Annotated in this window: 16 protein-coding genes and 1 pseudogene; 3 read left to right on the forward strand and 14 right to left on the reverse strand. The window is 73.1% G+C overall.

Going from position 1 to position 20,227, the window contains the following annotated elements:
• Positions 1-2: 2 nt before the first annotated feature.
• From cobT to ACPXCS_RS15370, 7 genes and pseudogenes are all read right to left on the reverse strand, one after another.
• Complete coding sequence (gene cobT / locus ACPXCS_RS15340; protein ID WP_425949733.1) at positions 3-4,478, reverse strand: nicotinate-nucleotide--dimethylbenzimidazole phosphoribosyltransferase; 4,476 nt, start codon at positions 4,476-4,478, stop codon at positions 3-5.
• Between the two features lie 366 nt (positions 4,479-4,844).
• Positions 4,845-6,065 carry a precorrin-6y C5,15-methyltransferase (decarboxylating) subunit CbiE gene (gene cbiE, locus ACPXCS_RS15345; protein WP_425949734.1) on the reverse strand — a complete coding sequence of 407 codons (1,221 nt, stop codon included), beginning with the start codon at positions 6,063-6,065 and terminating at the stop codon, positions 4,845-4,847.
• A 145-nt stretch (positions 6,066-6,210) separates the two neighbouring features.
• Complete coding sequence (locus ACPXCS_RS15350; protein ID WP_425949736.1) at positions 6,211-6,843, reverse strand: GNAT family N-acetyltransferase; 633 nt, start codon at positions 6,841-6,843, stop codon at positions 6,211-6,213.
• 139 nt (positions 6,844-6,982) lie between these two features.
• A complete protein-coding gene (locus tag ACPXCS_RS15355) occupies positions 6,983-7,807 on the reverse strand; it encodes a MetQ/NlpA family ABC transporter substrate-binding protein (RefSeq protein ID WP_425949738.1) in 825 nt (274 codons plus the stop codon).
• A 62-nt stretch (positions 7,808-7,869) separates the two neighbouring features.
• Positions 7,870-8,577, reverse strand: coding sequence for a methionine ABC transporter permease (locus tag ACPXCS_RS15360; RefSeq protein WP_425949739.1), 708 nt, complete (start codon positions 8,575-8,577; stop codon positions 7,870-7,872).
• Positions 8,574-9,608: a methionine ABC transporter ATP-binding protein gene (locus ACPXCS_RS15365; protein ID WP_425949740.1), complete on the reverse strand. Its 1,035-nt coding sequence runs from the start codon at positions 9,606-9,608 to the stop codon at positions 8,574-8,576. The genes ACPXCS_RS15360 and ACPXCS_RS15365 overlap by 4 nt, the downstream gene beginning before the upstream one ends.
• A 373-nt stretch (positions 9,609-9,981) precedes the next feature.
• A pseudogene (locus tag ACPXCS_RS15370) lies at positions 9,982-10,628 on the reverse strand (HAD-IA family hydrolase).
• Positions 10,629-10,697: 69 nt separating this feature from the next.
• Here ACPXCS_RS15370 and ACPXCS_RS15375 point away from each other — a divergent pair.
• Together ACPXCS_RS15375 and ACPXCS_RS15380 are read left to right on the forward strand one after the other, a co-directional pair.
• Positions 10,698-11,057: a hypothetical protein gene (locus tag ACPXCS_RS15375; RefSeq protein ID WP_425949741.1), complete on the forward strand. Its 360-nt coding sequence runs from the start codon at positions 10,698-10,700 to the stop codon at positions 11,055-11,057.
• Positions 11,038-11,469 (forward strand): hypothetical protein, encoded by a 432-nt coding sequence (locus tag ACPXCS_RS15380; protein WP_425949743.1) that lies wholly within the window; start codon positions 11,038-11,040, stop codon positions 11,467-11,469. The genes ACPXCS_RS15375 and ACPXCS_RS15380 overlap by 20 nt, the downstream gene beginning before the upstream one ends.
• Before the next feature lie 93 nt (positions 11,470-11,562).
• Here the strand turns inward: ACPXCS_RS15380 and ACPXCS_RS15385 are convergent, their stop codons facing one another.
• From ACPXCS_RS15385 to ACPXCS_RS15395, 3 genes are all read right to left on the reverse strand, one after another.
• Entirely contained in the window at positions 11,563-12,060 is a 498-nt protein-coding gene (locus ACPXCS_RS15385) for a GNAT family N-acetyltransferase (RefSeq protein ID WP_425949938.1), read from the reverse strand.
• A gap of 57 nt (positions 12,061-12,117) precedes the next feature.
• Positions 12,118-12,612 (reverse strand): sigma-70 family RNA polymerase sigma factor, encoded by a 495-nt coding sequence (locus tag ACPXCS_RS15390; protein WP_425949745.1) that lies wholly within the window; start codon positions 12,610-12,612, stop codon positions 12,118-12,120.
• Between the two features lie 88 nt (positions 12,613-12,700).
• Positions 12,701-13,867: a glycerophosphodiester phosphodiesterase gene (locus ACPXCS_RS15395; RefSeq protein WP_425949746.1), complete on the reverse strand. Its 1,167-nt coding sequence runs from the start codon at positions 13,865-13,867 to the stop codon at positions 12,701-12,703.
• A gap of 385 nt (positions 13,868-14,252) precedes the next feature.
• On the opposite strand from ACPXCS_RS15395, the gene ACPXCS_RS15400 reads away from it, so the two are divergent.
• On the forward strand, positions 14,253-14,927 hold the full coding sequence (locus ACPXCS_RS15400; protein WP_384157567.1) for a lysophospholipid acyltransferase family protein: 675 nt from the start codon (positions 14,253-14,255) through the stop codon (positions 14,925-14,927).
• A gap of 132 nt (positions 14,928-15,059) precedes the next feature.
• Here ACPXCS_RS15400 and ACPXCS_RS15405 read toward each other — a convergent pair whose 3' ends face one another.
• The 4 genes from ACPXCS_RS15405 to argH all read right to left on the reverse strand — a co-directional run bounded on the left by ACPXCS_RS15405 (position 15,060) and on the right by argH (position 20,039).
• On the reverse strand, positions 15,060-16,592 hold the full coding sequence (locus tag ACPXCS_RS15405; protein WP_425949748.1) for an MFS transporter: 1,533 nt from the start codon (positions 16,590-16,592) through the stop codon (positions 15,060-15,062).
• Positions 16,589-17,140, reverse strand: coding sequence for a TetR/AcrR family transcriptional regulator (locus ACPXCS_RS15410; protein ID WP_425949750.1), 552 nt, complete (start codon positions 17,138-17,140; stop codon positions 16,589-16,591). The genes ACPXCS_RS15405 and ACPXCS_RS15410 overlap by 4 nt, the downstream gene beginning before the upstream one ends.
• Before the next feature lie 162 nt (positions 17,141-17,302).
• Positions 17,303-18,274 (reverse strand): aldo/keto reductase, encoded by a 972-nt coding sequence (locus tag ACPXCS_RS15415; protein WP_425949752.1) that lies wholly within the window; start codon positions 18,272-18,274, stop codon positions 17,303-17,305.
• 331 nt (positions 18,275-18,605) lie between these two features.
• Positions 18,606-20,039: an argininosuccinate lyase gene (argH, locus tag ACPXCS_RS15420; RefSeq protein WP_425949754.1), complete on the reverse strand. Its 1,434-nt coding sequence runs from the start codon at positions 20,037-20,039 to the stop codon at positions 18,606-18,608.
• Between the last annotated feature and the right edge of the window lie 188 nt (positions 20,040-20,227).

A 20,227-nucleotide genomic window follows, 5' to 3' on the forward strand; every position in this document is an offset into this window, starting at 1 on the left:
CCCTACTTCTCGGTCACGCCCGCCGAGTCGAACGTCGCCACCTCGTGCATGGCCCGGGCCGTGCTCTGCACCAGGGGCAGCGCCAGCAGGGCACCAGTGCCCTCGCCGAGGCGCAGGTCGAGGTCGACCAGGGGACGCAGGCCCAGCTTGTTCAGGGCCGCCACATGGCCCGGCTCGGCGCTGCGGTGACCCGCGATGCACGCGGCCAGGACCTCCGGGGCGATGGCGCGGGCGACCAGGGCGGCGGCGCCGGCGCTGACGCCGTCGAGGATCACCGGGGTGCGCAGGGACGCCCCGCCGAGGAGCAGGCCGACGATGGCGGCGTGCTCGAAGCCGCCGATCGCCGCGAGCACGCCGACCGGGTCGGCCGGGTCCGGCTGGTGCAGTTCGAGGGCGCGGCGGACGACCTCGGTCTTGCGGGCGAGGGTCTCGTCGTTGATGCCGGTGCCCCGGCCCGTGACCTCGGCCGGGTCCGCGCCCGTGAAGACGGAGATCAGGGCGGCGGAGGCGGTGGTGTTCCCGATGCCCATCTCGCCCGTGAGCAGGGCCTTGTTGCCGGCCGCGACCAGGTCGCGGGCCGTCTCGATGCCCACCTCGATGGCCTGCTTGGCCTCCTCGCGGGTCATCGCCGGGCCGGTCGTCATGTCGGACGTGCCACCCCGGATCTTGCGGGGCAGCAGGCCCGGCGTGGCCGGCAGGTCGGCGGCGACACCGACGTCGACGATGCACACCTCGGCGCCCACCTGGGTGGCGAAGGCGTTGCAGACGGCGCCGCCGCCGAGGAAGTTGGCCACCATCTGGGCCGTGACCTCCTGCGGCCAGGGGGTCACCCCCTGGGCGTGGACGCCGTGGTCGCCGGCGAAGATCGCGACGGCCGCGGGCTCCGGGATGGGCGGCGGGCACTGGCGGGACAGGCCGGACAGCTGGGCGGAGATGATCTCCAGCATGCCCAGGGCACCGGCCGGCTTGGTCATGCGCTTCTGGCGCTCCCACGCCTCGCCGAGCGCCTTGGCGTCCAGCGGGCGGATCTGCGCCACGGTCTCGGCGAGCAGGTCGTGCGGTTCCTCTCCGGGCAGTGCGCGTCGGCCGTACGTCTCCTCGTGCACGACCCACGACAGCGGGCGGCGCTTGGACCAGCCCGCCTGCAGCAGCTCGGGCTCGTCCGGGAACTCGTCGACGTAACCGACGCACAGATAGGCGATGACCTCGAGGTGCTCGGGCAGCCCGAGCGCGCGCACCATCTCGCGCTCGTCGAAGAAGCTGACCCAGCCGACGCCGAGGCCTTCGGCGCGGGCGGCGAGCCAGAGGTTCTCCACGGCCAGGGCGGCCGAGTACGGGGCCATCTGGGGTTGGGTGTGGCGGCCGAGGGTGTGGCGGCCGCCGCGGGTCGGGTCGGCGGTGACGACGATGTTCACCGGCGTGTCGAGGATGGCCTCGATCTTCAGTTCCTTGAACTGCTTGGCCCGGCCCTTGGGGAGGGACTTCGCGTACGCGTCGCGCTGGCGCATGGCCAGTTCGTGCATCGCGCGCCGCGTGTCGGCGGAGCGGATGACGACGAAGTCCCAGGGCTGCGAGTGGCCGACGGAGGGCGCGTGGTGGGCGGCCTCCAGGACCCGGAGCAGCACCTCGTGCGGGATGGGGTCGCTGCGGAAGCCGTTGCGGATGTCGCGGCGTTCGCGCATGACCTTCAGGACGGCCTCGCGCTCGGCGGGGTCGTAGGGCGGTGCGGCCGGGCCGGTGGACTCGGGTGCCTCTGTCACTGCGGGCGCGCCCTCTCCCTCTAGACGTTCCTGGTCCGCCAGGTCTTCCTGTTCGGCGGCCCGGGTGTCCAGGTCGTCGGCGTTCTGCGCGAGTTCGGCGTCGCCGTCACGGGGGGCGGGGACCAGGGCGACGGGTTCCGCCGCGCCGGGCTGCGCGGGCTGGGACTGCTGCGGGCCCTGGACCGGCTGACCGCCCTGCTCGTCCGCGGGGGCGGCGGGCAGGACGACGGTGACGTCCTCGCCCGGGCCGCCCGGGGTTCCGGCGGTGGGGGCCGGGGACTCGGCGGCGGCGGCCGCGGCCTCCGCGGTGGGAGCCGGGGAGGCCGGCTCGGGGGCCTGCGGGGGTGCGGTCGCCGGCTCGGCCGGGGCCGGGGGCGTCGTCTCGGGGGCGGCCTCCGGCGTGGCGGCCTGCGGGGCGGGTGCGGCGGGGGCCGGGGCGGCGAGGGCCTCGGCGGGGGCCGGGGTGCCGGTGGCTTCGACCGTTTCGGCCGGGGCCGGAGCCGGGGTGCCGACGGGCGGTGCGGCTTCCGTGGGGGCCGGGGCGGCGGGGGCCTCGGCAGCGGGAGCCGCCGGGGCCGTTGCCGGGTCGCCGGGGGCCTCGGGGGTGAGGGTCTGAGGAGCTGTCATCTCGGGCTGGGGTGCTGATGCCTCGGGGTCGGCCGGCGGGGTGGGCTGCGCCGGGAGTTGTGCGCCGGGGTCGCCGACGGTGGCGATCGCTTCCTGTGCGACGGCTTCGGCGGCAGGGGCGGCCGGGGTGGGGGCGGGGGCCTCGGGAGCGTCCGGTACTGCCGGTGCTGTCGGGGCTGCGGCTGCGGTCTCGGTGACGTCCGGGGCCGCGGAGGGTGCTGCGGCGTGAGCAGGGGTGTCGGGGCCGACCGGTGCCTGCGCGGCGAGGTCGGCGCCCGGCTGCTGCGCGGCGGCTTCCGGGCTGACGGCGTCCGGTGCGGACGGTGCGGCGTCCGGTGCGTGCGGTGCTGCGTCAGGTGCGTGCGGGGCGGCATCCGGTGCCGGCGTGGCGGCATCCGGCGTCTGTGCTGCGGCGTCCGGTGCGGGCGCCGCAGGTACGGGACCGTCGGCCGGCGCCTCGGACACGGCCTCCGGCGATGTCACGGCGGTCTGCTCGGGCCCGGTGGCGGCCTCCGGGAACGGAACCGCCTCGGGGGCCGCTCCGGCTTCCGGAGCGGGGGCGGTCGCCGGGCCCTGTTCGGCACCGGCGGCCACGCCCTGGACGGGGGCCTCGGGGAGACCGGTCACCGGTTCCGCCGCCTCCACGGCCCCGGCCGATCCGTCGACGACCGCGCCGGTGGCCTCATCCGGCAGCTGACCGGCAGCGGGCGCGGCGGCGGCCTCGGCGGGGACCGGCTGGGCCGCGTCCGGACCGACGGGGGCGGGCTCGCCCGCCCCGGGCAGGTCCTGCGCCGGCACGTCCTGCGCGGGCACGTCCTGCGCCGGCATGTCCTGCGCGGTCTCGGCATCGATGGCCTGGGGCGCGACCTGAGCCGCGGCGGCGGATTCGGTGGTGAGTCCCGGGTCCTGCACCGGCTCGGCCTCGGCAGCGGCCGGCCCGCCCGCCTCGGGGACGACCGACGCGAGGGCGCCCACGGCCGGATCCTGCACGGGGGCGGCGGCCCCGGCATCGGCGACCTGGACCGCTTCCGGAGCGGCGGCAGCGGGGTCGCCCCCGACCGCCATGCCCGGTACGGCCTCGGGGCCGGCGGCCTGCTCCGCCTCCTGGCCCGCCGGCTCCGGAGCGCCCGGGACCGTCGCGGTCTGCCCGGCCTCGGCGGCGGCCGCCTGGTCGGCCCCCGGGCCGACGGGCCCGGCGGGGTCGCCGGGAACCGCGGCGCCACCGTGCCCGGGCACCGCCTGCCCGGCCTCGGCGGCCTGCGCGGCGACCGGGGGCCACGCCTCGGCCACCTCTCCCGTCACCGCCTGCTGGGCCTCGGCCACCTGCGCGGAAGCGGCGAGCGCGGCCTCGGCCGCCTGCCCCGCGACCGCGTGCTGAACGTCGGGCCCTGCCTCGGCCACCGATCCGGCGGCCACCGGCCCGGCCCCGGCGACCGGCGCGGACGCCGCTGCACCGGGCTCCGTCGCCTGCGCCGGAACCCGCTGACCCGCCTCGGCCGCCACCCGCGTCACCACGGCCTGGGCCGCTCCCACGGGCCCCGCGGCCGGAACAACCGTTTCGGCAGGTGTCGCCCCTGCGCTCGGCTGGGGCTGTGCCATGGGCTGTGCGGCCCAGGGCGCCGCCGGGGCCGACGGCGCCTCGGCGGTGCGCGGGGCGTCGAGGTACTCGGGGCCGGGCGCCGGCACGGGCTGGCGTACCGGCGCGCCCGCGGGGCCCCGGTCGGCCAGGGAGCGGACCGGGCTGGCGGAGCTGTCGGGCAGCGGCGGCCCGAGGTGCAGCGGACGGCGCGGCGTGATGGGCGGGATCGGCGGCGGGTCCGGCAGGCGGACGCCGCTGAGGTCGACCGAGCCGCTGTCGCGGCCGGAGAGCTCGTGCGGGCCCGGCTCGTGCGCGGTCTCGGGGACCGGCTCCGGCGCGGGCGGGGCGACCTCGTGGCCCCAGGCGCCCTGGGCGCCCGGCAGCAGGAGGTCTTCGTCCTCGGCGGGGGGCTCGGAGAGGTAGGTGTACGAACCGTGCGCGGCGCCCGGCTGTTCCACCATGCCTGCGTTCTCCGGCAGTCCCTCGCCCGGGACCTGGCCGGTGTCGGTCATGCGTACCCCTCGCCCATCGGTTAGTGCTCCTACGACCAGCTCACCCGGAACGGCGCACCGACCGCCCCACAGTGAAGAACGAGCGTGCGTCCCCAGCGGCACGAACGCCCGCCCGGAAAAGGCGACAAAGCCATTCACTGGCATTGTTGCGGCCGTGGCACCCTCACGGCAGCTTGATCCGCGACGGTTCCGCTGTGGACTGCGCCACGTTGCGCGTCCTTCGGTTCTGCCGTACCACACCCACCCCAAACCGGGCGGGTTTTCCGGACATTGACCGACGAACTGCCGGATGTCCGCGTGCGGTGCAGCGATCGGCCAGCCTACCGCGCGCAGTACGACAAACCGATCACGGGGACGGTCGCGGGGTCAGGCGCCGCGCTTCGGCAGAACGCCGCTGAGCAGGAACGCGACGCTCCGTTCCTTCTCCGTCCAGGCCCGGGTGTCGAGTTCGACGGACTGCAGCAGGGCGCACTCGACGCCGTAGCCGTGCTCCGTCAGGTCGCGGCCGATGAGTTCGGCGGCGTCGCGGGTGGCGGCGTGCGTGACGATGCGCTGCGGGCGCCGGTCGGCGACGGCCGAGACGACGGCCGCTCCCCCGCCGCCGACGCGGACGACGTCCGGTTCGGGGAGGTTCTCCAGGACGTGCGGGGCGGTGCCGTGCACGATCTGGAGCTGGACGCCGAGGCGCCGGGCGGTCGCGTCGGTGCGGGCGCAGGCGGCGCGGTCGCTGTCGACGGCGAGGACGGCGGCGCCGGCGCGGGCGGCCTCGACGGCGAAGGCGCCGCTGCCGCAGCCGATGTCCCACACGAGGTCGCCGACGCGGGGTCCGAGACGGGCGAGTTGGGAGGCGCGCAGCAGCTGGGTCTCGCCCTCACCGAGGTCGCCGCCGTAGGCCTCGGCGGGCAGGGACCAGCCGCGCGGCCCGGCGGACGGGTCGCGCCCGGCGAGCCAGCCGCCGGCCTCCCCCGCCGTGTCGGGCCGGGTGGGGCCGCCGAGGACGATGACGACGTTGGGGTCGCGCCAGGTGTGGTCGGCGGCCTTGTCGGAGGTGACGATGGTGACGCGCTCGTGGCCGGTGCCCAGTTCCTCGCAGATGACGAAGGAGCGGTGGACTCCTTCGAGGAGCAGGCCGAGTTCGGCGGGACCGGCGCCCGGTGAGGTGAGTACGGCCACCTTGGGGTGGGCGCGGCACACGTTCACGGCGCGTCGCAGCGTACGGGGGTGTGCGACGACCACTTGGGCGTCGTCCCAGGGCATGCCGGCGCGGGCGAAGGCGGTGGCGACGGAGGAGACGCCGGGGACGACCTCCACCTCCAGGCCGAACTCGGGGGCGCGCAGGGTGCGTACGACACCGAAGAAGCCGGGGTCGCCGTCGGCGAGCACGACGGCCGTGCCGCGGTGGGCGGCGATGCGGCGGGCGGCGAGGGCGACGCTGCCGAGGCGGATGCGCTCGGCGCCCGCGGGTACCTCGGGGAGTGCCAGGTGGTGGGCGGCGCCCGCCACGAGGGTCGCGGCGCCCAGTGCGCCGCGTGCCGCTTCGGTCAGCGGCGAACCGTCCCAGCCGATCACCGTGACCCGGTCGGCCATCGTCGTCAGTCTCCCAGGGTTTTCGCAGGTCGTCCGTGCGTCGTTTCGGTGTGCAGCCCGCGGGCGGGCTCCGTGAGGGTACCCGGTGGAGGTTGCGGGGGAAGCGGCGGTGCCGTCGTCGCCGTCGTCCGCCGGGTGGTTCCGGTCAGTTCCAGTCGCCGAAGGACGTGAATCCGCCGGGCAGCTGGTCGCCGACGCCTTCCAGGTCCTCGGGGAGCAGGCTCCAGACGATGAGGTCGGTGCGCACCTCGGTCCACTCGCCGCTGTCGGTGCGGGTCCGTGCTATCCAGGCGCCGCGCAGGACGCCCTCGCTGATGCAGCCGATCTTCTGGGCCACCTGCTGGGAGGCGGTGTTGTCGGCGGCGGTGCGCAGTTCCAGGCGCTCGAACTTCTGGTCGTCGAAGAGCCAGCGGGCGGTGACGAGCGCGGCCTCGGAGGCGTAGCCCTCGCCCCGGGCCCAGGGGGCGATGACGTAGGACATCTCGCTGGAGCGGATGCGCCAGTCGGTGTTCTTGAGGTGGATGATGCCGACCAGGCGCTGGGTGAGGAACTCGGTGACGGCGAAGACGATGCCGCGGCCCCCGGTCCGTTCGGCGGGGGCCTGTTCGGTGATCCAGGAGCGGGCGTGGGCCTCGGTGTAGGGCTGCGGGACGGAGGTCCAGGCGGTGACGAGCTCGTCGTTCATCATGTCGGCGAAGGCCTGGACGTCCGGCTCCTCGAAGGGGCGCAGGACCAACCGCTCCGTGCTGATGGAGACGTTGGGGAAGGTGCTCGTCATGCGCCGCTCCGTAACCTTCGGGAACCTTCGGAACCTGCTGAACTGCCCAGCATGCAGCATGAAAGCACTGATCCGCACCACGGGGCCCGCCCCCACCGGATGAGGGCGGACCCCGTGCCGTGCGGCTGCCGGGAGGGGCTCAGAAGGAGGCGAGCACCGAGCCGGCGTACTTGTCCTGGATGAACTTCTTCACCTCGGGGGAGGTGAGGAGCTTCGCGAGCTTCTTCACGCGCGGGTCGTCCTCGTTGCCCTTCTTCACGGCGAGGAAGTTGCCGTAGGGGTTGTTCTTCGGCGACTCCAGGACGAGGGCGTCCTGCGCGGGCTTGAGGTCGGACTCGATGGCGTAGTTGCCGTTGACGACGGCGGCGTCCACGTCGTCGAGGGAGCGCGGGGTCTGCGCCGCCTCCAGCTCCTTGAACTTGAGGTTCTTGGGGTTCTTGGTGATGTCGGAGGGGGTCGCCTCGTTGCCGACGCCCGCCTTGAGGGTGATGAGCCCGTTGGCCGCGAGGAGCTTGAGGGCACGGGCCTCGTTGACGGTGTCGTTGGGGATGGCGACGGTCGCACCGCTCTTCAGGTCGTCGGCCTTCTTCACCGTGCGGGAGTAGAGGCCGAGCGGCTCCAGGTGAACCGTGACGACGGGCACGATGTCGGTGCCGTTCTTCTTGTTGAAGTCGTCGAGGTACGGCTTGTTCTGGAAGTAGTTGGCGCCGACGGAGCCGTCCTGGGTCGCCGTGTTCGGCGTGACGTAGTCGGTGAACTCCTTGACCTCGAGGTCCAGCCCTTCCTTCTTCGCCAGGTTGTCCTTCACGTAGGTGAGGATCTCGGCGTGCGGGACGGGGCTGGCGGCGACGATCAGGGGTCCGTCGGTGGAGGAGGACGAGCTGTCGCCGCCGCAGGCGCTGAGCCCGAGGGTGAGGGCTCCGGCGGCGAGGACGGCGGTGGTGATCTTGGCGGTGTTACGCACGAAAAGTGCCTTTCCTTATGGCCTTGCGAGGGTGCGACCCCGTCATGGGTGGGACGGGGGGATCAGGAGGCGGCTTTGAGCAGCCGCAGTTTCGGGGCGGACCCGGAGTGGGCGCCGCGGCGGTGCAGGGAGCGGGCCGCGTAGTCGCCGGCGAACTGGATGAGGGAGATGACGACGGCGAGGATCGCGACCGTGATCCACATCAGCCCGGTCTCGAAGCGCTGGTAGCCGTAGCGGATGGCGATGTCCCCGAGGCCGCCGGCGCCGACCGTGCCCGCCATGGCCGAGTAGCCGATGAGGGCGACGACCGTGGTGGTGGTGCTGGAGATCAGCGACGGCAGGGACTCGGGGACGAGGACCTTGCGGACGATGGTCCAGGTGTTGCCGCCCATCGCCTGCACGGCCTCGACGAGCCCGTGGTCCACCTCGCGCACGGCCGTCTCGACCAGCCGCGCGAAGAACGGGATGGCGCCGACGGCGAGCGGCACGATGGCGGCCTCGCGGCCGATGGTCGTGCCGGTGATCCAGCGGGTGAAGGACATCAGCGCGACCATCAGGATGATGAACGGCAGCGAGCGCGCGATGTTCACGACCTGCCCGATGACCTTGTTGGCGGCGAGGTTCTGCAGCAGGCCGCCGCGGTCGGTCAGGACCAGCAGGATGCCGAGCGGGAGTCCGCCGACGACGGCGATCAGCGTGGACCAGCCGACCATGTAGAGCGTGTCCCAACACGCCTGTTCCAGCAGCGGCTGCATCTCGGACCAGGTCACTTGGCACCTTCCTTCACCAGCGGGGTCTCGTGGCCCGGGACGTCGATCTGCAGGCCCTGTTCGCGCAGGAAGCCGATCGGTACGACGTTGTCCTCGTAGCGGCCGGGCAGTTCGATGCGCATCCGGCCGACCTGGAGGCCGCCCACGGTGTCGATGGCGGCACCGAGGATCGATATGTCGATGTTGTAGGTACGGGCGAGCTGCGAGATGACGGGCTGGGTGGCGCTCTCGCCCTGGAAGGTGACGTCGACGACGGTGCGGTCGGCCCCGGAGGCCTCGCCGTCGAGGGGGAACAGCGCGGCGGCCAGTTCCGAGCCGGGGGTCGCCAGCAGTTCGCTGACCGTGCCCGACTCGACGATGCGGCCGTTCTCCATGAGCGCCGCCGAGTCGCAGACCGACTTCACGACGTCCATCTCGTGCGTGATGAGCAGCACGGTCAGGCCGAGCTGCCGGTTCAGGTCGCGCAGCAGCGCCAGGATCGACCGGGTGGTCTCCGGGTCCAGGGCGCTGGTCGCCTCGTCGGAGAGCAGCACCTTGGGGTCGCCGGCCAGGGCGCGGGCGATGCCGACGCGCTGCTTCTGGCCGCCGGAGAGCTGGGCCGGGTAGGCCCCCGCCTTGTCGGCGAGGCCGACCAGGTCGAGCAGTTCCAGGGCCTTGCGGGAGCGCTCCCTGCCGGACTTGCCCAGGATCTCCAGGGGCAGTTCGACGTTGTCCTGGACGGTCCGGGAGGACAGCAGGTTGAAGTGCTGGAAGACCATGCCGATGCGGCTGCGCGCCCGGCGCAGTTCCTTCCCGGCGCGCGGGCCGCGGCCGGCCAGGGCGGTGAGGTCCTGGCCGTCGACGCTCACGGTGCCGGAGGTGGGGCGTTCCAGCAGGTTGACGCAGCGGATGAGCGAGGACTTGCCGGCGCCGGACTGGCCGATGACGCCGTACACCTCGCCTTCGCGGACGTGCAGGTCGACGCCGTCCAGGGCGGTGACCTCGCGGCCGCGTGCACGGTAGACCTTGGTGAGGTCCGTGGTGGTGATCACGTGGGTTTCCGTCACAGTCGAGTGCGCGGGCGTGGGTGGTCCCGGGCACGGGTGCGTTCGTTCGGGGACGCGGCACGGTTCTCGCGGGGGCGTGGAACCGGAGAGAACATGTGCGCGGGCGGCTCGGGTCACGCGGCGCTCAGGGCGCGCGGACGGGCCGCGGTCTCGCTTCGGGGCGCGAGCTCAGGGGTGGTGCAGGGGCCCTCTAGCAGGCGCACATTCGACACATACAACGAGCACCGGGCGTCATGGTCGCCTCGGTCGCCAGGATGCGGTCGCTCGTCGTGGTCATGCGGTCAGTAAAACACGCGTACGGTCCTGACCGGCCGCCGGTGTCCGGATGCTGGACAGCGGCGGACAGGCGGTGTGCTCCTCAGGCGCGCGGGAAGATCTCCACGCCCTCCTCCGTGACCAGTGCGGACAGGGCCGACAGGTCCTCCACGACCAGGTCGGCCCGGAGTTCGTGGGCCCGGTGGGTTGTGGTCAACGCCACGGTGGTCATCCCGGCGGCACGGCCTGCGGCGAGACCGGCGGGGGCGTCCTCGAAGACGACGCAGTCGGCGGGGTCGACGCCGAGGGTGCGGGCGGCGAGCAGATAGGGCTCGGGATCGGGCTTGCCGCGCATGATGTCGTCGGCGGCGACGAGCGTCTTGGGCAGGATGCCGACGGCGCCGAGCCGGGCCTCGGCGAGCCGCCGGGTGGCGGAGGTGACGACGGCCCAGCGCTCGGCGGGCAGGGAGTCGAGGAAGGCCCGGGTGCCGGGCAGCAGGTGCACCCCGCCGTTCGGGACGTCGTCGACCTCCAGGTCCTCGATCCGGGCGACGGCCTCCGGCACGATCCCGGCGGGCAGCAGGTCGGCGGCTATCTCGGCGGCCGGCCGTGCAGCTCGACGCGCGCGAACTCCTCGGGGGTGATGCCGTACTCCGCGGCCCACCGGGCCCAGCAGCGGTCCACCGAGGCGAGGGAGGAGACCAGGGTTCCGTCGTTGTCGAACAGCAGGGCGTGCGCGCGGATCTTCATGTGCTCGACCCTACGGTGCGGGCCGGGGCCGGAGGCATCGGGCCTTTTCGGCCGTAATAAGGTCGCTGCATGCTCACTGTCCTGACGCTGGTGACCGGCGTCGCCGCGCTGCTGCTCGCCGCCTGGTGCGGCTGGGCGGCCTACCGTGACCAGCCGACGAAGGACTGGCACTTCATCGGGATGGCCGTGGTCACGCTGCTGTCGCTGGTCCAGCTGGTGGTCGGGATCGTGCTGCTGGCGCAGGGCGAGAAGCCGGAACAGGGCACGACGATCTTCGTGGCGTATCTGCTGGGGGCGTTCGCGTGCGTGCCCGCGGCGGGGTTCATGTCGCTGGCCGAGCGGACCCGGTGGGGCTCGGTGACGGTCGCCGCGGGTGGCGTGGTGCTGGCGGTGCTGGAGGTGCGGCTCCATGACATCTGGGGAGGCTGAGGTGAGCCGGCGGCGGCTGGCCTCCGGACCGGGCACGCTGCTGGTGTGGCTGTACGGCGTGATGGTCGTGGGGGCGGTGTCGCGCTCGGCGTATCAGATCGCGACGGAGTTCGACCGGGCGCCGCTGGCGTACTCGCTGTCGGCCGTGGCCGGTGTCGTCTACGGGTTCATCACGTACTCGCTGGTGCGGGGCGGGGAGACGGCACGGAAGGCCGCGCTGGCGTGCTGTGCGGCCGAGCTGGTGGGTGTGCTGACGGTGGGGACGTGGACGTTGATCGAGCCGTCGGCGTTCCCGGACGCGACCGTCTGGTCGGACTTCGGGATGGGGTATCTCTTCATCCCCGTGCTCCTGCCGCTGACAGCCATCTACTGGCTGCGGACCTCACGAGCGCGTGAAGGGGATGCCGCCTGAGGTGACCAGGCGGCTGCGGGCCGTGCGTGGTTGCTCGCGCCCACGCGGCGGAGCCGCACATGGACGCAGCCCCGCGCCCCTGCAGGGCGTAGCTCAAGCCGTCGCCGCGTAGGTGCTCGCCGGCTTCTCCAGGACGATCATCGGTACGCCGTCCGCGCCCTGGGACGTGCCCACCGTCTCGTAGCCGACCTTGCGGTAGAGGCGGAGGTTGCCCTCGCTGCGGTGGCCCGTGTGCAGGCGGAAGCGGGTCGCGCCGTGCTGGTCGGCCAGGGCGGCCTCGGCCGCGCGCAGCAGGCGGGCGCCGATGCCGTGGCCCTGGAGGCGGGGGTGGACGCAGAGCTTGCCGATCGCGGCGGCGCCGTCCTCGGTGACCGAGCCGCGGACCGAGCCGACGACCTCCTCACCGAGCCGGGCGACGAAGACGCAGTCCCGGGCGACCTCCTCGCGGACCGAGTCGAGGGTTTGGACCAGCGGGTCGATGCGGTAGTTCCCGTACAGCGCGGCCTCCGTCTGGAAGCACAGGTACTGCAGCCTGAAGATCTGCTCCGCGTCCTGCTCGGTCGCCGCAGAGATGATCACGCTCATGCCCATGTGCGCACGCCTCCCGCTCATCTGATCACCGGTGGTCCCCCACTCCTATCCCCGTCCTCAGCGGGCCGCAACCTCCGGTGTGAGCAATCTGCGCAGACATCCCAGACATCTGGAACGTTCCGGACCAAGACTCCCCTGTGAGATACCCAACTCCCCTGCGATTTCCCGGTATGTCAGGTCCTTCGGTGAGAGCAGGGCCTCCATGAGCCGGGGGCAGCGGCCCGGCAGGCGACGTACGGCCGCGCGCAGGGCCCGGCCGCGGGCCGCGGCGAGGGCGAGCTGCTCGGGGTCGCGGTCTGCGTCGTCAACCGGTTCGTGGGCGTACGGCCGTTCGAGGCGGCTCCGGCGGCGGCTGCGGCGCGCCTCGGAGCGGACGGCCCGGCGGAGCCATTCCTCGGGGTCGACCGGCGGGCCGTCGGCGTCGAGGCGCTCCAGTAGGCGGAGCCAGACCGCCTGTTCCAGATCGCCGGGTTCGGTTCCGGCGGCATATGCCTCCGCGGAGGCCTCTGCGGTGAGCAGGGGGCCCAGGGCGGTGACCAGGTCGTGCGTCATATGCGGAGCGACGCGGCCGCCCGGGCGACGGGTTGCCCGGGCGGCCGAACCTCACCCGAACGGTGGGTGCCGGCGTGGGGATTGACGCTCAGCCGTTGCGGAACTCCTCGCGGGCCAGCAGGCCCGTGTCGGGCTGGTCGGTGAAGATGCCGTCGATGCCGGTCGCGAAGTACGTCCGGTACGCGCCGAAGACGTCGCCGTAGCCGTCCGCGTCCGTGCCCTTGCGGAAGCCGGCGGGCAGGAAGGGGTTCTCGTTGCGCAGGGTGTAGGGGTGCAGGATCAGCCCGACCTTGTGGGCGTCCGCGACGAGCGAGGTGGGCCGGGTGAGGTTGCCCTGGGCGTCGCGCGGGATGACCAGGTCCAGAGTCGGTCCGATGCCCTGCGCGTAGGAGGCGATCTCCCTGAGACCGGCCGGCTTGACCAGGTCGGCGACCGTGCGCGGGTCGCCGGTCTCGACGAAGTCCCAGGGGCGGGAGCCGGCCGAGGACAGCAGGACCACCAGCGGGTTGTCGACGAGCTTGTTCAGCCGCTCGACGCTGGTCGGCTCGAACGACTGCAGGATGACCGGGGAGGTGCGGCGGTCCTTGCGGTACTTGCGCAGCAGCTTGGCGACGCGCTCCTCCAGGGGCAGGCCCTGCTTGCGGAAGTAGGTGGGGTGCTTGAGCTCGGGGTAGATCCACACCTGCTTGCCGCGCTTGCGGGTCTGCTCGTCCTGCCAGCGCAGGACCTCCTCGAAGGTGGGGATCTCCCAGCGCCCGTCGTAGAGGGTGTTGTGCGGGCGGTTGGCCGGGATGCGCTCGACCGCGCGCAGCGTCTTCAGCTCGGCGAGGGTGAAGTCCTCGGTGAACCAGCCGGTGGTGGAGACACCGTCGAGCAGCTTGGTCTTCCTGCGGTCGGCGAACTCCGGGTGGGCGGCGACGTCGGTGGTGCCGCCGATCTCCGGCTCGTGACGGCAGACCAGGTGACCGTCCTTCGTGGGGACCAGGTCGCCCGCCTCGACGATGTCGGCGCCCATGTCGAGCGCCAGCTGGTAGGAGCCGAGGGTGTGCTCCGGACGGTAGCCGCTGGCGCCGCGGTGGCCGATGATCGTCGGCGTGGGCAGGCTGCGCACTCCCCCGCCGCCGTGCCGGGCGCCGTCGGCCCGGGCCGTGCCGCTCATGCCGAGGACCGCTCCGCCGGCGCCGAGGACCGCCGCGCCCAGCAGGGCCCGCCGTCCGGCCCCACCCGTAATTTCGTTCGACTCCTGCGTTCCCATGAGTGCCCTTCCTGCCGTCGGCTCGCCAGTGCGGGCCGATCGTAGGGGCGCGTACATGACCGGCGGGAGACCGCGGGCGGAACACGCGGGTGACTGGGGATGTCACTGGAGGCGGGTGGGGCCCGGGACTTGACGGCCCGTCGTGACCTGCTCGATTGACCGCGGCGGTTCGGGGAACGCGTCCGGCAGGCCCGGGGCGATGTGCGTCACACCATGTCGATCGCGTGACGGACCGTCGGCGGCGCGCCACCGCAGGTGAACACGCGTCAACAGTGCGTAAGGCCTCGGTGAAGTCGCCGTGCCCGATGTGCGCGATCCCGGGGCCCACGAGTATCGTCCTCACCTGCACAGACTCATAGAGAATCCCTTGACACCGGAGGGTCCGTTGTCCCGCTTCGCGCTCATCAAGGCAGTGCTCGGCCCGATCATGCGCCTGATGTTCCGCCCACAGGTGGAGGGCGCGGAGCACATTCCCGGCGACGGTCCCGTCATCCTGGCCGGCAATCACCTGACCTTCATCGACTCGATGATCCTGCCGCTGGTCTGCGACCGTCAGGTCTTCTTCATCGGCAAGGACGAGTACGTGACCGGGAAGGGACTCAAGGGCCGGCTGATGGCCTGGTTCTTCACCGGCGTCGGCATGATCCCGGTGGACCGTGACGGGGGCCGGGGCGGGGTCGCCGCGCTGATGACCGGGCGCCGGGTGCTGGAGGAGGGGCGGGTGTTCGGCATCTACCCCGAGGGCACCCGGTCGCCCGACGGCCGGCTGTACCGCGGCCGGACGGGCATCGCCCGCCTGACCCTGATGACGGGGGCGCCCGTGGTGCCGTTCGCGATGATCGGCACGGACAAGCTGCAGCCCGGCGGGGCGGGCCTGCCCCGGCCGGGCAAGGTCACCGTCCGCTTCGGCGAGGCGATGGAGTTCTCCCGCTACGAGGGCATGGACCGGGACCGGTACGTGCTGCGGGCCGTGACCGACTCGGTGATGACCGAGGTCATGCGGCTGTCCGGGCAGGAGTACGTGGACATGTACGCGAGCAAGGCGAAGGAAGCGGCGTAGGTCTTCTGGGGGCGCCTTCGAGTTCGGGTGACCGTGGAACGTCGGCGGCCGCGAGTCGTGGTGGGCTTGTCGCGCAGTTCCCCGCGCCCCTGAGGGTGGTCGCCCTCAGGGGCGTTTCGCCGTCCAGGCGGGTCAGGCGTGGCCCGTGCCGCTCTCCAGCTTCTGGCTCCGCAGCAGGAACCACGCCGCCACGGCCGCCGCCAGCAGCACGGCCGCGCCGACGCCCGCGGCGAGCGCCAGCCCGTCGACGAAGGCCGTCCGGGCGGCGTCCAGCATCATGGCGGCGCTGTGCGCGGGCATCCCGGCGGCCGCCTCGACGGCACCGCCCAGCGACTCGTGGGCGGCGGCCGGTGTGCCGGCGGGGCCGGTGAAGTCGCGGTAGACGCCGGTCACGATGGAGCCGAGCACCGCGATCCCGAGAGCCGCGCCGAGTTCGTACGCCGTCTCGGACACGGCGGACGCGGAGCCCGCCTGTTCCTTGGGCACGCTGGAGAGGATCACGTCGGCGGTCACCGTGAAGGACAGGCCGGCGCCGACACCGACCACCAGCAGCGCGGCCCCGAGCAACGGGTAGCCGGTCGACTGGCCGATCACCGTGAGCACGGCCAGCGCCAGACCGATCGCGGCGAGCCCGCCGGAGACCACGGCACGCACCGAGAAGCGGCGGGCCGCACGCCCCGCCATCAGACCGGCCGCCACCGCGCCGATCGCGGCGGGCAGTTCGGCCAGCCCCGCCTCGAACGGGCGCCTGCCCTGCACGAGTTGCAGGTACTGCGAGAGGAAGAACACCAGACCGGACAGGCCGAGGATGGTCAGCAGGTCGGCGAGGACCGCGCCGCTGAAACCGCGGTGGCGGAACAGCCGCATGTCCAGCAGCGGGGCCGGGAGCCGCAGCTGGCGGCGGACGAACCCGTACAGGGCCGCCGCGCCGAGCAGACCGGCGGCCAGGGCGCTCCAGGCGAAGCCGTGGGTGGCGGCTTCCTTGACCGCGTAGACGACGCCGATCATGCCGACCAGCGACAGCAGGACGCTGGCCAGGTCCCAGGGGCCCGGGTTCGCGGTGCGGGACTCGGGCAGCAGCCGGATGCCGACGAGGACCAGGACGGCCATCACGGGCAGGTTGATCAGGAAGACCGAACCCCACCAGAAGTGCTCCAGCAGGAACCCGCCGACGATCGGCCCGACGGCCGTGCCGGCGGAGGCGGTGGCGCCCCAGATGCCGACGGCGAGACTGCGCTCGCGCGGGTCGTGGAAGAGGTTGCGGATCAGGGCGAGGGTGGCCGGCATCAGGGTGGCGCCGGCGACGCCGAGCAGCGCCCGGGCGGCGATCAGCATCTCGGGCGAGGTGGCGTAGGCGTTGAGGACGGATATCGCGCCGAACGCCGCGGCGCCCACGAGCAGGATCCGCTTGCGGCCGATGCGGTCGCCGAGGCTGCCCATGGAGACGAGCAGGCCGGCGATGACGAACGAGTAGACGTCGCCGATCCACAGCAGTTGCGTGCCGGAAGGCTTGAGGTCCTCGCTGATGTAGGGGGTCGCGAGACCGAGGACGGTCGCGTCGACGGCCACCAGCAGCACGGCGAGCACGAGGACGCCGAGCGCGAGCCAGCGGCCCGGGCGCTTCACCGCCTCGGTCGGGTCCGCCGGCTGCAGGGTGCTGGTCATGGTTCCTCTCTTCTGAGTGCGCCGCCGAGCAACAGCTCGACGATCATGTGCGGGAAGTCCTTGGGGGCGCCCTTTCCGCTCTGCACCATCCAGGCGCCGGAGGCCAGCAGGCCGTACAGCGCCTCGGTGAGCCAGGCGGGCGTGAGGTCGATGCGGAACTCGCCGTCGAGCTGGCCGCGCCGGAACAGGGCGGAGATGCGGTCGTCGATGTGGGCCCAGCCCTCGTTCTGCTCCTCGCCCTCGAACAGCTGGTTCTCGGTGTAGAGGAAGGCGAGCAGCCCGGCGGCCGGCTCGATGGCGCCGACGAGCCGGCGTACGGCCTCGGCGGCCGTGCCCTCGTCCAGCCGGGCCGCCTCCAGCGCGGCCTCGCACTCGGCGATGCCGAGGGATTCCAGCGCGCGGACCAGGGCGTCCCGTCCGGCGAAGTGCCGGTGCAGCGTGGCCCGGCTGATCCCGGCGGCCCTGGCGACCTCGTCCATGGTCGCGGTGGATTTGCGGGTCAGCAGGGCAGCGGCGCTGCGCAGCACGTGGTCGGGATCGACAGCCATGAGACGAACATACCCCATATGAGACAGAGATGTCTCACGCTGGGCATGCGTGACTCACGACCGGCGCGTCAGGTGCGACGGAAGGGGCGGGAGCGGCGGAGCAGCCGGGGAGCGTCTGAGGCCGGGAGCGGGCTGAGCAGCCGGGAAGGAAGAGCCTGGAGGTCAGTGCCAGGGCAGCTGTCCGCGCCGCTGCCAGTAGGTGTGCGGCTCCTCGGCCAGGGCCGTGAGGCGGGACAGCTGGTCGTCGTCGAGGTCGACGACCGCCGCGTGCAGGTTCGAGGCGAGCTGCCGGGTGGTGGCGGCGCCGGAGAGGACGACGCCCGCCCAGGGCTGCCGCAGGGCGACGGCCAGGGCGACGGCGTCGCAGCCCAGGCCGGTCTGCGCGGCGATCTCCCGCAGGACGGCCGGGGCGTGCGGCCCGGCCAGGCGCCCGTTGGCCATGCCCTCCTTGACGATCACCGTGAGGCCGGCGTCGTGCGCCTCGGCGAGGGCGGGGGCCGCGGAGGTCTCCAGCGCGTTGTACGTCGACTGCACGGTACGGAAGAGGGGTTCGCCGTCGACCGTCACGGCGAGGGCCGCGCGGATCGCGTCCGCCTGCGCGGGGCCGCTGGTGGAGAAGCCGACGGTCACGCCCCGGGCGGCGGCGTCGGCGAGCCTGGCGTGCAGCTCCTTGTCGGTGAGGGCCGGGCTGTCCGGGGTCACCGAGTGGATCTGGTAGAGGTCGAGCCGGTCGCCGAGGAGGGCGTCGCTCTCGGCGCGCTGCCGCTCGTAGGTGGCGAGGCCGTGGTCCTTGACCTCGTGCGTCTCGGCGTCGGTGGACCAGTCGGCGGTGTACGTGTAGCCCCACTTGCTGCCGACGACGACGTCGTCCACACCGGGCCTGCTCTTCAGCCAGCCGGCCAGGAACTCCTCCGAGCGGCCGTAGGAGCGGGCCGCGTCGAAGTAGCGGACGCCCTGCGCGTAGGCGGCGTCGAGGAGTTCGTGGGTGCGGGTGCGGAGCGCTTCGACGCTGCGGTCCGCGCCGAGGTCCTCGTCCCGGCCGAGGTTGATGTAGCCGGGGCGGCCGACGGCGGCGAGGCCCAGGCCGATGTGGCAGGTGGGGGTCGTCGCTGTGGCCAGGCGGGCGAAGGGCATCGGGGGCTCCGTTCGATCGGCTGCGGCTTTCGACCAACGTAACCCCCGGGACGACCTTCGCCGCCGAGCCCGGGACCTGCCGTGTTCCCGCGAGCGGGTGCGGGAGGTCACCGGCTCGTCGCACGGTTCTCCCCCGCCCCCTGGGTCGTGTCCGCGGAGTCCCCTCGTATGCCCGGAGGGCGGGCCCTGCGGCGTCCGGTGCGTGCTCTCGGCGTGCCGGACGCGGTCCCTCGTACCGGGCGCACTCGGGACTGTGTCCGGTGCGGCGAGAGTGCGTGCCAGGCGTCGCGGGGCGGGAGGGACCGTGCGGACACGGCCCAGGGTGTCGCCCTCAGCCCTGCTTCTTGGCCAGGGCCCACTCGTGCTGGGCGGCCACATCCTGCTTGACCTCCGCCAGCTGGACCGCGACCGCGCTCGGGGCCGTGCCGCCCCGGCCGTCGCGGGAGGCCAGGGCGCCGGGGACGTTGAGCACCGAGCGGACCTCGGGGGTCAGGTGGGAGGAGATCTTCGCGAACTGCTCGTCCGTCAGCTCGTCCAGCTCCTTGCCCTCGGCCTCGGCGGCCTTCACGCACTCGCCGGCGACCTCGTGGGCCACGCGGAACGGGACGCCCTGCTTGACGAGCCACTCGGCGATGTCCGTGGCCAGGGAGAAGCCGGCCGGGGCCAGTTCCTCCATGCGCTCGCGGTGGACGGTGAGGGTGGCCATCATGCCCGTGAAGGCGGGCAGCAGGACCTCCAGCTGGTCGATGGAGTCGAAGACCGGCTCCTTGTCCTCCTGCAGGTCGCGGTTGTAGGCGAGCGGCAGGGCCTTGAGCGTGGCCAGCAGGCCGGTCAGGTTGCCGATCAGACGGCCCGACTTGCCGCGGGCCAGCTCGGCGATGTCCGGGTTCTTCTTCTGCGGCATGATCGACGAGCCGGTCGAGAACGCGTCGTGCAGGGTGACGAAGGAGAACTCCTTCGTGTTCCAGAGGATAACCTCCTCGGCGATCCGGGAAAGGTTGACCCCGATCATCGCCGTGATGAAGGCGAACTCGGCGACGAAGTCGCGGGAGGCCGTGCCGTCGATGGAGTTGGCCGCCGAGCCGTGCTCGAAGCCGAGGTCCGCCGCCACCGCCTCCGGGTCCAGGCCGAGGGAGGAGCCGGCCAGGGCGCCCGAGCCGTAGGGCGACACGGCCGTGCGGGTGTCCCACTGGCGCAGCCGCTCCGCGTCCCGGGAGAGGGACTGGACGTGGGCGAGGACGTGGTGGGCGAAGAGGACCGGCTGGGCGTGCTGGAGATGCGTGCGGCCGGGCATCGCCACGTCGCGGTGGGCCTCGGCGAGGCCGATCAGCGCGTCCTGGAGCTCGGCGATCAGGCCGCCGATGACCCGGGCGTGGTCCCGCAGGTACATGCGGAAGAGGGTGGCGACCTGGTCGTTGCGGGAGCGGCCCGCGCGCAGCTTGCCGCCGAGGTCGGGGCCGAGGCGCTCCAGCAGGCCCCGCTCCAGGGCGGTGTGCACGTCCTCGTCGGCGATCGTGCCGGTGAAGGAGCCGTCGGCGACGTCCGTCTCCAGCTGGTCCAGCCCGGCGATCATGCGGGTCAGCTCGTCGTCCGTGAGGAGGCCCGCCTTGTGCAGCACGCGCGCGTGGGCACGCGATCCGGCGATGTCGTACGGCGCGAGCCGCCAGTCGAAGTGGACGGACGCGGACAGCTTCGCCAGCGCCTCGGCGGGACCGTCGGCGAAACGGCCGCCCCAGAGCCGGACGTCACCGCTGTTGCTGCTCACCTGCTGCGCTCCTCAATCGGTGGGATGGGCCACCGCCACGGGCAGTGTTCTGCATGATTATGCAGACTGCTGCATGATTCGTCAATCGAGCCGGGTCGAGCCCGCGGCCGGCATCGGTTTCCGGCCACGCCGAGTGACTTCGCGAGGGAATTCGCTCGTCCCTTGAACGCCGGAAACCGCTTACCCGT

Source organism: Streptomyces sp. DT190 (genome assembly GCF_049846985.1).
Taxonomy (GTDB): Bacteria; Actinomycetota; Actinomycetes; order Streptomycetales; family Streptomycetaceae; genus Streptomyces.

Excerpts from the sequence above, each read along its gene's own strand:
- ACPXCS_RS15405 (WP_425949748.1), bottom strand. The coding sequence starts at position 16,592 with ATGACCAGCACCCTGCAGCCGGCGGACCCGACCGAGGCGGTGAAGCGC.
- ACPXCS_RS15390 (WP_425949745.1), bottom strand. The coding sequence starts at position 12,612 with ATGACGCACGACCTGGTCACCGCCCTGGGCCCCCTGCTCACCGCAGAG.
- ACPXCS_RS15410 (WP_425949750.1), bottom strand. The coding sequence starts at position 17,140 with ATGGCTGTCGATCCCGACCACGTGCTGCGCAGCGCCGCTGCCCTGCTG.
- cbiE (WP_425949734.1), bottom strand. The coding sequence starts at position 6,065 with ATGGCCGACCGGGTCACGGTGATCGGCTGGGACGGTTCGCCGCTGACC.
- ACPXCS_RS15385 (WP_425949938.1), bottom strand. The coding sequence starts at position 12,060 with ATGGGCATGAGCGTGATCATCTCTGCGGCGACCGAGCAGGACGCGGAG.
- cobT (WP_425949733.1), bottom strand. The coding sequence starts at position 4,478 with ATGACCGACACCGGCCAGGTCCCGGGCGAGGGACTGCCGGAGAACGCA.
- ACPXCS_RS15380 (WP_425949743.1), top strand. The coding sequence starts at position 11,038 with ATGACATCTGGGGAGGCTGAGGTGAGCCGGCGGCGGCTGGCCTCCGGA.
- ACPXCS_RS15375 (WP_425949741.1), top strand. The coding sequence starts at position 10,698 with ATGCTCACTGTCCTGACGCTGGTGACCGGCGTCGCCGCGCTGCTGCTC.
- ACPXCS_RS15415 (WP_425949752.1), bottom strand. The coding sequence starts at position 18,274 with ATGCCCTTCGCCCGCCTGGCCACAGCGACGACCCCCACCTGCCACATC.
- ACPXCS_RS15350 (WP_425949736.1), bottom strand. The coding sequence starts at position 6,843 with ATGACGAGCACCTTCCCCAACGTCTCCATCAGCACGGAGCGGTTGGTC.
- ACPXCS_RS15395 (WP_425949746.1), bottom strand. The coding sequence starts at position 13,867 with ATGGGAACGCAGGAGTCGAACGAAATTACGGGTGGGGCCGGACGGCGG.